11 protein-coding genes are annotated in these 10,885 nt (G+C 72.2%); 6 read left to right on the top strand and 5 right to left on the bottom strand.

The window, feature by feature from the left end:
* The first annotated feature begins 505 nt into the window (after nucleotides 1-505).
* Both GEV10_19435 and GEV10_19430 read left to right on the top strand, forming a co-directional pair.
* On the top strand, nucleotides 506-1,096 hold the full coding sequence (locus tag GEV10_19435) for a hypothetical protein (GenBank protein MQA80619.1): 591 nt from the start codon (nucleotides 506-508) through the stop codon (nucleotides 1,094-1,096).
* Nucleotides 1,097-1,103: 7 nt separating this feature from the next.
* Nucleotides 1,104-2,132, top strand: coding sequence for a hypothetical protein (locus tag GEV10_19430; GenBank protein ID MQA80618.1), 1,029 nt, complete (start codon nucleotides 1,104-1,106; stop codon nucleotides 2,130-2,132).
* Between the two features lie 12 nt (nucleotides 2,133-2,144).
* Here the strand turns inward: GEV10_19430 and GEV10_19425 are convergent, their stop codons facing one another.
* The 4 genes from GEV10_19425 to GEV10_19410 all read right to left on the bottom strand — a co-directional run bounded on the left by GEV10_19425 (nucleotide 2,145) and on the right by GEV10_19410 (nucleotide 5,479).
* Nucleotides 2,145-2,780, bottom strand: a complete 636-nt coding sequence (locus GEV10_19425) for a TetR family transcriptional regulator (GenBank protein ID MQA80617.1) — start codon at nucleotides 2,778-2,780, stop codon at nucleotides 2,145-2,147.
* Complete coding sequence (locus tag GEV10_19420) at nucleotides 2,777-3,460, bottom strand: DUF4166 domain-containing protein (protein ID MQA80616.1); 684 nt, start codon at nucleotides 3,458-3,460, stop codon at nucleotides 2,777-2,779. Before GEV10_19420 ends, GEV10_19425 begins: the two co-directional genes overlap by 4 nt.
* Nucleotides 3,457-4,128 (bottom strand): hypothetical protein, encoded by a 672-nt coding sequence (locus tag GEV10_19415; protein ID MQA80615.1) that lies wholly within the window; start codon nucleotides 4,126-4,128, stop codon nucleotides 3,457-3,459. Before GEV10_19415 ends, GEV10_19420 begins: the two co-directional genes overlap by 4 nt.
* A 163-nt stretch (nucleotides 4,129-4,291) precedes the next feature.
* Complete coding sequence (locus GEV10_19410) at nucleotides 4,292-5,479, bottom strand: cytochrome P450 (GenBank protein ID MQA80614.1); 1,188 nt, start codon at nucleotides 5,477-5,479, stop codon at nucleotides 4,292-4,294.
* Nucleotides 5,480-5,574: 95 nt separating this feature from the next.
* Here GEV10_19410 and GEV10_19405 point away from each other — a divergent pair, with 95 nt between their 5' ends.
* A complete protein-coding gene (locus tag GEV10_19405) occupies nucleotides 5,575-6,180 on the top strand; it encodes a TetR family transcriptional regulator (protein MQA80613.1) in 606 nt (201 codons plus the stop codon).
* A 16-nt stretch (nucleotides 6,181-6,196) separates the two neighbouring features.
* Here GEV10_19405 and GEV10_19400 read toward each other — a convergent pair whose 3' ends face one another.
* Nucleotides 6,197-7,393, bottom strand: coding sequence for a cytochrome P450 (locus GEV10_19400; GenBank protein ID MQA80612.1), 1,197 nt, complete (start codon nucleotides 7,391-7,393; stop codon nucleotides 6,197-6,199).
* A gap of 82 nt (nucleotides 7,394-7,475) precedes the next feature.
* Here GEV10_19400 and GEV10_19395 point away from each other — a divergent pair, with 82 nt between their 5' ends.
* From GEV10_19395 to GEV10_19385, 3 genes are all read left to right on the top strand, one after another.
* The gene (locus GEV10_19395; GenBank protein MQA80611.1) at nucleotides 7,476-8,582 is read left to right on the top strand and encodes a TetR family transcriptional regulator; all 1,107 of its coding nucleotides are present in this window, start codon (nucleotides 7,476-7,478) and stop codon (nucleotides 8,580-8,582) included.
* Nucleotides 8,583-8,703: 121 nt separating this feature from the next.
* On the top strand, nucleotides 8,704-9,936 hold the full coding sequence (locus tag GEV10_19390) for a hypothetical protein (protein ID MQA80610.1): 1,233 nt from the start codon (nucleotides 8,704-8,706) through the stop codon (nucleotides 9,934-9,936).
* A gap of 75 nt (nucleotides 9,937-10,011) precedes the next feature.
* On the top strand, nucleotides 10,012-10,881 hold the full coding sequence (locus GEV10_19385) for an NAD(P)H-binding protein (GenBank protein ID MQA80609.1): 870 nt from the start codon (nucleotides 10,012-10,014) through the stop codon (nucleotides 10,879-10,881).
* Nucleotides 10,882-10,885: the final 4 nt, after the last annotated feature.

Raw genomic sequence — 10,885 nt, 5'->3', positions numbered from 1 at the left:
TAACGCAGCATGCGGTGGTTTGAAACCATCACCTGTATGACGATCCCGAAGGGTCGACCTTCATCTCCAGCACAGCACGACAATCACGAGCATTCCAGCTTCTACATCAGAACCTCACAATCATCTTCAGGACACACGATGCATTCTACATAATGTCTCACCTGCGCGGGAGAGACGTGGTGCGTACCAATAGGGTCAAACGCGAACTGCAGGCGGGCAACGAGATGAGCACTCGGAAGACCGGGTAAAGAGCGTCCCATGAACTGGTCACTTTCTCATCTTCCGTTTATCTTCTGGCCATCTTGCCGTCATCCGTCGAGACGGTTCGCCGGGCACACTGACGGCTCGGCCCGCACCGGCGTGACCCCGGCCGCTGCGGATCTCCGACACCGGAGCCCCGAGGGAACAGCTGAACGGCGACCCGCGTGAACTGGACTCTCCGTTGACAGCAGTCGGCAGCGTGCCGGCGAAGTCACGGCCGTGGAGCCCGCGCTCGCTCCGCTTCATGCTGCCCATCAAGGCGGGCGACCGAGTTCTCGTGCTCGGCGTCTCGCACCGGCTGACGAAGTCACTCGACGCGGCGGGCTGCTCGGTGCTCACGGCCGTCGCCCCGCACGAGCATGACCAGACCGGCCAGGTGGCGGGCGAGGTCGTCGTCACGACCGGCTCCCTGCCTTGTGGTGACGCGCGGTTCGACCACGTGCTCGTCCCCCTCCTGCAGGCCGAGCACGTCCCCCTGGTGCCCGGCGAGCTCGCCCGGGTGCTGCGTCCGGACGGCGGGTTGTTCCTCGGCATGTCGTACCGGCTCAGGTCCAGGGCCCGTCCGGGCACGACGATCAGGCGCGGACGCCACCTGTTGGAGGGCAACGGCTTCACCCGGGTCTCCGTGTACGGCGTGACGCGCAACCTGGAGACCCCGCGCTACCTCGTCCCCCTCGACTCGCCCGCCCTCATGACGTGGTTCCTCAGCACCACCTACCTCCCGCAGACCACCAAGGGGGCGTTCGCGTCACAGATACTCGGCGCGGCCGCCCACCTGCGACTGCCGCCGCTGCTGTTCCCCGACCTCGGCTTCGTCGCGCGCAGAGAGGCATAGCGGACACATGCTCGACCTTGTCGTCGACGAGCTGCGCTCGGACCTGCGGCGCCGGGGAGTCCCGTCACCCGTCGTGCTCTCCGCACCCCGGCGTGCCGTACACCTCTGCAGCCGCTGGGAGGGCCGGGCGGTCTACGCCGTCTTCGGGCTCCGCGAGGGTACGCCGTCCCTGCTGCTGAAGATCGACACGAAGCCGGCGGAGCAGCAGCGGCTGCGCATGGAGTACGAGGCACTCGCGTGGCACGACGCCCCCACCATGCGAGGACTGATGCCGGCGCCGGTCGCGCTCCTCACGGTCGGACCGTGGCTGGTGCTCGCGGAGACGGCGCTGCCCGGCGTACCGCTCCACGTCATCCTGCGACGTCGCATCCGGTCGGGTGAGCACAAGACCATGCGCGATCACGAGGGCGTCTTCGCCTGCTTGGCAACGCTGCACGCGGGACGGACCGGACGGCCGACCCCGTTCGACGCGGAGGAGCTGCTGCGACGGCTCCGTGCCTGCCTGCCCGAAGACCTGCCGGCGCGGACGCCGTTCCTGCGTGCCGTCGAGGCGGAGGCGGCGCGGTTCCCCGACCTGCGGATCCCGCTCCTGCCCGGACACGGCGACCTGACGCCGAGCAACTGCCTGATCTCCGGCTCCTCCGTCGGGCTCACCGACTGGGAGGGCGGGCTCGGCTTCCGCGAGCCGCTCACCGAGATCGTCGTGTTCCTGAACCACTACGCCCGCGCGCTGCCGGTGCGGCGGCACCGGATGCCCGGCGGCACCGTGGCGGCCCTGCGCGCCTTCGCCGGCGACGGCTGGCTGGCCACGGTGACCGCGCGGACGTTCACCGCACAGCTGCACCGGCTCGGCCTGCCTCCCGCGGCCGCGCGGCTGCTGTTCGTCTCGGCCCTCGCCGACCTCGCCGCCGGCGTCGCGCCGATCGCGCACGGGCAGCGGCCGGGCACGCGCCGTGCCTGGTCGGAGCTGCTCGCGCTGTACGCCCGAGACGCCGACCGCTCGCTGATCGGCCGCGTGACCTCGTCACCGGCATGACGCACAGTTGCGTCACCGGCGCCTGACACCGCGGCGCAGCGCAGCGCGGACCGCGCGGCGCACCACCGGATTCTGGTCCTCCAGCACCGCCGCGAGGGCCACGAGCTGCTCCAGCGCGGAGAGCGCCCGCGCACTCCCCTCGGGGTCGACGCCCTCGTACAGCTCCAGCCCGACGAACGACGCCGCGACGGCGCGCGCGAGTCCGGCCACGTCGACGAGCCCCGCCAGCGGCGTGCCCGCGAGCACCCGGGCGAGGACTCGCTCGACCTCGTCGATCCACAGCCCCAGCCCGGCCGCGGTCGCGGGTGCCAGCCTCGGGTCCGCCTGCGCGCCGGCCAGGAGCTGCGCCAGCACGGCGACGTTGCCTCCGGCGTGCTCCTCGGCGTGGAGCGTGCGGCCGAGATCGAGGAGCTCGGCGAGCGAGCTCACCTGGGCCAACCGCTCGCGGTAGCGGGCCACGCGCAACTCGGCCCCGTGCCGACAGGCCGCTGCGAGGAGCGCGTCGACGCTGCCGAAGTGGTAGAACACCAGCGCCTGGTTGACGCCGGCCGCGGTGGCGATCGTCCGCGCGGACGTCTTCGCGATGCCCTGCCCGGAAAGGCACGTCAGCGCACCGGTCAGCAGCCTGTCCCGCGTGCCGGCACTCACACCCGCACCTCCTCGCGCAGCGGACGCAGCCGGCGCGGCGTGCCGGTCCAGGGCACGGGCACGTACCGCGCCGTGAACGTGCCGTCGTACCCGAACAGCGGGCCGAACGTGCGGTTCTCCACGCGCACCTGGATGCGGAAGCAGCCCGCGGCCTCGTCGTACGACTCACGCACCACGGCGTCACCGCCGACGAGGCCGGGCACCCGGACGTCGACCGGTCCCTCCCTGAACCGGTGCTCCCCCGACCTGATGACCAGCGCCCCCTCGACGTCGACGGAGAGGTGCAGGTCGCTCGCCAGATGCTGGTGCGTGCCGAGGTAGTCGACGATGCAGCCACGCTCGGCGCTGTGGACCATCGTGGCGTCGAACCGCCGCGGCCGGCCGTCGGGGAACGTGAAGGTCCGCACGAAGGTGACGGTCTCGCGTCCGTACGAGTCGAGGTACGGGAAGTTCTCGATGACGAACGGTACAGCGCAACCGGACTGCGGGACGAGGATGTTGCGGGTGCCGCCGAGCGCGAGGAACGGGCGCACGAAGCCCCTGCCGTGCCAGATCCTGTCCATCGTGCCGCGCCCGACGCACGCCTCGCCGCTGTCGAGGCCGACGGAGAAGCGTCGCTGGAGCTGCGGGTGCAGGCGGTCGAAGTCGGAGCCGAGCACGCGGCGGAAGATGGACGTCATCGGTGCTCCTTTGGTCGGCGGGAGTGGTAACGGCAGCGGTGGGCCGCCGGGGTCGAGGGCAGCGGCGGCAGCAGCACGGCAGCGAGCGCAGTGACGACGGCGAGCGGCCCGAAGCCCGCCCAGCCGACCGCCAGGCCGGTGGCCACGACGCGCGCGCCCACCTCCGCCCAGGCATGGATCAGCGACCGTTCCGGCGTGACGCCGCGCTCGCACCACAGGCGGAGCCGGTCGAACGACCACGCGGTGGCCCAGGCCATCAGCGGGCGGACGACGAACCGGTCGGCGATCCGGCCGATGCGGCCCCAGCGCGGCGCGTAGTCGTAGCCGGTCAGGAAGCGGACGGCGCCACCGTCCGGGACGTACCGCCAGTAGCCGTGCCCCTCGGCGAGCGGGCAGAGCGGGTGCGGCGAGCCGAAGCGGAGCACCGACGTGCACGTGCCGTCCGCGCGCCACCGTTCCCCCGCGGAGACGCCGGTGCCGGCGACGACGACGCCGGGCAGCAGGCGGGTCGCGTACCTGAAGTGCTGCGGACTCCCCGGGTCGTCGAGCGGGAGGTAGTCGATCTCGGTGAAGCGCAGGTCCCAGCGCTGGTGCAGGTCGGGCCGCTGGGTGCGGCGCCACAGCTCCTCGAGGTCGACGCGGATCCGCGTCTCTACGTACAGCCCCATCACGCACCTCCCCCGGTGACTTGAGCGATTGCTCAATTTCTTGATCAGGAGGCTACCTCGGATTTGAGCGATCGCTCAAGTCACGGTTTCAGGTGGTGACGGATCGTGGTCACGAGGCTCGAGCAGCACGATCCGCAGGGCCATCCACGGCACGACCCGGCCGTCACCACGCGACCGGGACGGCGGTCGGCCCGGTGTCGGCGTGGCTGCGGATCCAGACGAGGTCGTCGACGGGGACGTGCAGCCGCAGACCGGGGAGCCGGCGCGCGAGCGCGCGGAGCGCGGCACCGACCTCGACGCGGGCCAGGGCCGCGCCGAGGCAGTAGTGCGGCCCGCGGCCGAACGCCAGGTGCGGACCCGACACCCGGTCGGGCAGGAACCGGTCGGGCTCGGTGAAGTGCGCGGGATCGCGGTTCGCCGCACCGAGCCGGACGAGGACGAGGTCGCCGGCGGCGATCGAGACGCCGGCCAGCTCGACGTCCTCGCGGGCGTAGCGCGGGAAGGGCTCGCCGGTCAGTCCGGCCAGCCGCCGGACGACCTCCTCCACGGCCGCACCCGCCTCGCCGGGCTCGTCGGCCAGCGCCGCGAACCGGCCCTCGGAGACGAGCTGCAGCACACCGACGGCGATGGCGTTGGTGGCCGTGAGGTAGCCGGAGGCGACGATCGTCGTGGCCATGATGACGAGCTCGTCGCCGGAGAGCCGTCCGTCGTCGGCGTCGCGTACCGCGATCAGGGCACTGAGCAGGTCCTCACCGAGGTCCGCACGCTTGGCGGCGATCAGCCCGGCGACGTATCCGCTGAGCGCGTACCAGGCCCGTTGCGTCGCGGCCGCCGTCGCCTCGTCCATGTCGAGGTCGAACGGGTCGGCCGCGCTCGCGGCGTCGGCCAGCCGGCGAAAGTGCGCACGCTCGTCGATCGCCACACCGAACAGCTCGCTGATCACGTCGATCGACAGCGGGGCGGCGAACGTCGCGACGAGGTCGGCCGGCGGGCCTGCGGCAGCCATCGACCCGGCATGGTCGGCCGCCAGCCGTTCGATACGCGGCCGGAGAGCCGCGACGCTCCTGCCGGTGAACGCCTTGCCCACGAGGCGACGCAACCGGGCGTGCGCCTCGCCATCCTGCAGCAGCGACCCGTCGGCCTCCCCGTCACCGCCCGGCGGCGTGACGCCGAACCGCGGGTCGGAGAGCACGGTCGAGACCGCGTCGTACGAGGTGACCAGCCAGGCCTGCCGCCCGTCCCGCGTGTGCACCCGCGCCACCGGCTCGGCGGCGCGCAGCTCCGCGTAGGCGGGCGGTGGCGCCAGGGGGTCGGGCTGGTCGAACGGCAGGATCCTCGTCGTGGTCGCCATGGCGTCCCCCTCAGATCCGTTTTACGTTGCAGTCGCAATGTAAAACACGGCCGAGGGCTTTGTCAATGCGACTGCATTGTGAAACCATCGGCAGCGTGCCGAAGAGGGTCGACCACCAGGAGCGCCGGACGCGGATCGCCGAGGCGTTGTTCCGCGTCGCCGCGGACCGCGGGCTCGAGGCGGTGAGCCTGCGTCACGTGGCCGCGGAGGCCGGTGTCTCGTCCGGGATGGTGCAGCACTACTTCCGCACCAAGGACGAGATGATGATCTTCGCCATCCAGGTCGTCAGGGAGAACGTCGAGGCGCGCCTCGTCGCCGAGGAGGAGCGCACCGGCGAGCCGACCTCGCAGGCGGGGCTGATCCGCGCGCTGCTCGTCCAGCTGCTCCCCTTCGACGAGACCAGGCGCATCGAGGGCAGCGTGTCGCTGGCGTTCCTCGCGTACGCGGCGGTGCGGCCGGCCGTCGCCGAGGTGCTCCGCGAGGACACTGCCCGGATGCACGAGATGGTGGCCGGCCTGATCCGCTCGGCGCAGGACGACGGCACGGCGCCGACGACCGTCGACCCCGTCCAGGCGGCGACCGGCCTGCTGGCGCTCTTCGAGGGCCTCGGGCTCCACACGCTCGGTGGCCACTACCCGCCGGAGACCGCCCTGGCGGCCTTCGACGCCCACCTGCGTATGGTCTTCGGCCCCGCGGACTGAGCCGCACCTTCGCGGGTCAGAGCGTCACCGGCAGCGCGGTCAGCCGCCAGGTGCCCGGGTCGGGCGCACGCACCTCGGCCAGGTCGGCGGCCGGCGCCAGGTCGGGGAAGCGACGCAGCAGCGCCGCGAGGGCGACCTCGGTCTGCACGCGCGCCACCGCCGACCCGAGGCAGAAGTGCGGCCCGTGCCCGAAGCCCAGGTGGCCCGACCGGCCGGTGCGGCGGACGTCGAGGCGGTCCGGGTCGGCGAAGGCGCGCGGGTCGCGGTTCACCGCGGCGACCGAGGCCATCGCGGCCTCGCCCTTGTGCACGGCCTCGCCGGACAGCTCGACGTCCTCGCGCGCGAACCGGGGGATCGTCAGCAGGGCCGGTCCACACCAGCGGATCAGCTCGTCGACGGCAGGCGACAGGAGCGTGGTGTCGGCGCGCAGCGCGGCCAGTTGGTCCGGGTGCGAGAGCAGCGCGGCGACGGCGTTGGCGATGAAGTTCGTCGGCGTCTGTCCCGCGATGACGAGGTGCCACACCAGCGTGACCATCTCGGCGTCGGTGAGCCGGTCACCGTCCTCGGCCTGCGCGCGGACGAGGTCGCCGAGCAGGTCGTCGCCGGACTCGGCGCGACGGCGGGCGATGGCCGCCTTGGCGTCGGCCACGATGCCGGGAACGGCGGCGGCGAAGCCCGGACCGGACCCCGCCGCGACGGCGGCGCCGTACTCCCGCCAGCGCGGCCGGTCGGACTCGGGGATGCCGACCAGCTCGCAGATCACGTCCATCGGCAGTGGTCGCATGACGTGCGCGAACAGGTCGACGGACCCGTCCTCGACCCGGCCGGGTAGCTCGTCGAGCAGCCGGGCGACGATCGGCTCGATGCGCGGCCGGAACTCCTCGGCGCGGCGTACGGAGAAGGCGGGCGCCACCAGCGCGCGCAGTCGCTTGTGCTCCGGGCCGTTCATCTCCGACATCGTGCGCAGATACGGCAGGCAGTCCGCGGGCACGTCGGGCCGGATGAAGCTGTCGGTCCTGATCTCGAACCGCGGGTCGCCGAGCATCGCCCTGGCTCCCTCGTGCCTGGTGAGCACCCAGACCCTGCCGATCCCCGGAATCGTGGTCACCCCGAGCGGCGACCGCTCGCGCACGCGTCCGTACGCCGTGAACGGGTCACGTACGACCTCGGGCTCGCTCAGTTCGATCTCCGGCACGGTCACGGCGCCTCCCATATGGTCAAAGCATATGATCTCATCATCTAGATGGTGACGGTATCTTGACCGCGGACGGACCGCAAACGGCAGGAAGGGGACGATGAGCCGGCTCAGCAGGGCGCAGCAGCAGGAGCGCAACCGCGCCGAGGTGCTGGCCGCGGCCCGGCGGGAGTTCACCGAGCGGGGCTTCCGCGACACCAAGGTCGACGGCATCGCCGAGCGTGCCGGCCTCACCCGCGGGGCGGTCTACTCCAACTTCCCCAGCAAGCGTGCCCTCTACTTCGCGGTGCTCGCCGACGACGCCGAGCGCGTGCCAGACGAGCCGCGCACGGAACCCGGACTCACCCCCCGCGAGGCACTCGGCGCGTTCGCCCGCGCCTGGGTCACCCGGCTCCCCCTCTCGACCGACGACCACAGCTCGGCCCGCCTCGCGATGGACCTGATGCCGGAGGTGCTCGCCCACGACCGCACCCGCAGGCCGTTCGCCCAGCTGATGCGGCTCCAGGCGATCCTGCTCGGCCTCTCCCTGGAACGCCTGCGCGGGCCCGCGAGAGCCGGCGGACGCCTCGTGCGGATCGCCGAGACCGCGCTCACCACCCTCTCCGGCGCGACCCAGCTGGCCGCGACCGCACCAGGGTTCCTCGAGCCGTTCAACGTCATCCGTGCCTGCGAGCACCTGGCGGATCTCGACCTCGACGACACCTGGCCTCCCCCGCACACACCCCACATCCGCACGCCGACGCTCACCGCCGACGAACCCTGGTCGCCGCCCGCGGCGCTCGACGCGGTCCGCGGTGAGCCCGCGCGCCTCGACGGCGACGGCGTCGTGGCCGTCCTCGGCCTGCACCGCCTGGCCGCAGCCGAGGAGGCCGAGCGAGCCGCGCCGCCCGACGTCGACGTCACCGCCGTCCTCGTCACCGGCGACCCCGGCGAGCTCGCGCCACTGACCCGCCTCGCCCTCGCCGACTTCCGGCACTGCCTGCACCAGGCGTTCCCGGCGTCGGCGTGGCCCCGACTGCAGGTCGTGTGCGACGACTCGGCCGCGGTGGCCGCGGCGGCCGGGCTGCCCGCCGTCAGCGACGTGACGGAGTCCGCCGTCCACGTCGACGGACGACGACGCCTCGTCGCCCGCGCCGACGGCGTCGGCGCCTGCCACTCGGCCGCGTCGACCCTCGGCCGCGTGCAGGGAGACGTCACCACACCCTGACCTCGCGAACGTGGTGTGTTCGCCGACCGTTGGCCCGGACGCCATCTGTCGCCGCCAACCGCCGATCGGGGAGGCGCGTCGTACGGCCGCCCACCCAGGAGACTCCTCGACGGAGGCAGCCGTGCGACCCACCAGACGCTTCGTCCGATCCGGCACCTTCGTGGCGGTCGGCGCGCTGGCAGCGACAGGAATCGTCGCCACACCGAGCGCGTACGCCGACATCACGCCGGACGCCGGCTACCCGGTCGTCATGTCGATCAAGGCAACCCCACAGGACACCGACGACAGCGGATCGATCGACTCCGGCGACCGCATCGCGTACGTCGTCACGGTCTCCAACAACGGCCGCAGGGCCCTGACCGACGTCGACGTGCAGCTGGACAGGAACCTGCACGGTGCCGACTGCGCGGTGACGACCATCGCTCCCGACGAGTCCACGACGTGCGAGCCCGAGCTCACCGACTACATCGTCAGCTCCGACGCGCGTGCCGGCCAGGTGACGGTCAACGCGACGCTCTCCGCGACCGCCGACGGCGACCAGGTCGCCGCGACCGCGTCGACGACCACGCCGATCACGTCGCACGTGCGACTCGCTGCGGAGCTCTCGGGCGACACGGTGAGCGACGTGCGGCCGGGCGTCCTCGACGCGAACAAGAACGGACTCGCCGACGCCGGCGACCACGCGTACTACCGGCTCGACCTCGACAACGACGGCGACTACGACTTCAGCAGGATCACGATCAGCAACCCCAAGCTCATCGACACCGGCGTGAACCACCTCTGCTCCTACGGCGGCGCGGACCACGAGGAGAACGAGCTCGCGAACGGCATCCGCGCCGGCGGGTGGGCGCGCTGCCTCACGCGTCCCTCGTACACCATCACCGCCGCCGACGAGGCCTCCGGCGCGATGGCGAACACGGCGACCGTGCGTGCGACCGTGCCCGGCCGCCCGGATGTGGTGGAGAAGGCCGGCATGTCGGTGACGCTCGACCGCACGCTCGACGGCGCGATGACCCTGACCGACAAGACCACCACCAGGGACGTCGACGGCGACGGCACGATCGGTGAGGGTGACGAGATCACGTTCCGGTTCAACGCCAGGAACGTCGGCAGGCGGACGTTCACCGGCGTCCGCGTCGGCGCCGACTACGTCAGCGGCTTCACCTGCGTGAAGCGGACGCTGAAGCCCGGCCAGGTGACCGGCTGTACCGCCAGGCCGTACGTCATCCAGTGGGGCGACGCGGACCTCGGCGGGATGACCATCTTCGCCCGGGGCTACGGCGACGCCGGCACCGCGGGAACGGCGTGGGCCACCCAGTGGGCGTCGGTGACCATCGCCAGGCCTGGGCAGTGAGTCCACGCTGAGTGTCCGACCTCCGTGCTGGAGTAGGGAGTGGACGGCCACTCCCATCCACCCGAAGGAGGCAGCATGAAGATCGTGGTGACCACACCGACCGGGCACGTGGGTTCACGCGTGGTGCGCCTGCTCTGTCAGGCCGGCGTGCGACCGGTGCTGGCGATGCGGCATCCCGACAGGCTCGACGCACAGACGCGTGCCCACGTCGACGTCGTCGTAGCCGACCAGGACGACGCCGAGTCCGTCGTGCGAGCGACGAAGGGCGCCGACGCGCTCTTCTGGGTCGATCCGCCGGGCACCGACGACGACCCGGTCGCGGGATTCGCGCGCCTGGGTGCGCACGCGGCACGGGCCGTGGCGGAGAACGGCATCGGACGCACGGTCTTCGTCAGCAGCGTCGGCGCCGAGAAGCGTGACGGCGCCGGCGAGATCGACGGCCTGGCCCGTACCGAAGAGCTGTTGAACGAGACCGGCGCGTCCGTCGTCCACCTGCGTTGCGGGTACTTCTTCACCAACCTGCTGCTCGACGTCGACAGCCTGCGCGAGGGCGTCCTGCGGACGACGATGCCGCTCGACGTCGCACTCCCGTGGGTGGATCCGCGCGACATCGGCGACGTCGCGGTGGCACGGTTGCTGTCCGCCGACTGGTCGGGCCGCCACGTGCAGGCGGTGCACGGCCTGGAGGACCACACCTTCGCACAGGTCGCCGCGATCACCGGCGAGGCGATCGGACGTCCGGTGCGTGCCGAGACGATCTCCGACGACACCCTCCGCAACGCCCTGCGGGCGATCGGCATGGGCGACCTGCAGGTCGAGGGCATCGTCGGGATGTCGGCCGGGCTGCGCGACGACTTCGCGCCCGAGAACGAGCGCACCGTGCTCACGACCACGCCGACGCCGCTCGCGTCCTGGGCCTACTCCCACCTCCGACCGGCGTTCTGACGGG

Source organism: Streptosporangiales bacterium, from assembly GCA_009379955.1.
Lineage (GTDB): Bacteria > Actinomycetota > Actinomycetes > Streptosporangiales > WHST01 > WHST01.
This window is presented reverse-complemented; position numbering and strand designations above follow the sequence as displayed.

What these genes read in the sequence shown, in the direction of transcription:
- GEV10_19385 (MQA80609.1), top strand. Translation starts at nt 10,012, where the DNA reads ATGAAGATCGTGGTGACCACACCGACCGGGCACGTGGGTTCACGCGTG.
- GEV10_19410 (MQA80614.1), bottom strand. Translation starts at nt 5,479, where the DNA reads ATGGCGACCACGACGAGGATCCTGCCGTTCGACCAGCCCGACCCCCTG.
- GEV10_19435 (MQA80619.1), top strand. Translation starts at nt 506, where the DNA reads ATGCTGCCCATCAAGGCGGGCGACCGAGTTCTCGTGCTCGGCGTCTCG.
- GEV10_19415 (MQA80615.1), bottom strand. Translation starts at nt 4,128, where the DNA reads ATGGGGCTGTACGTAGAGACGCGGATCCGCGTCGACCTCGAGGAGCTG.
- GEV10_19400 (MQA80612.1), bottom strand. Translation starts at nt 7,393, where the DNA reads ATGGGAGGCGCCGTGACCGTGCCGGAGATCGAACTGAGCGAGCCCGAG.
- GEV10_19430 (MQA80618.1), top strand. Translation starts at nt 1,104, where the DNA reads ATGCTCGACCTTGTCGTCGACGAGCTGCGCTCGGACCTGCGGCGCCGG.
- GEV10_19395 (MQA80611.1), top strand. Translation starts at nt 7,476, where the DNA reads ATGAGCCGGCTCAGCAGGGCGCAGCAGCAGGAGCGCAACCGCGCCGAG.
- GEV10_19420 (MQA80616.1), bottom strand. Translation starts at nt 3,460, where the DNA reads ATGACGTCCATCTTCCGCCGCGTGCTCGGCTCCGACTTCGACCGCCTG.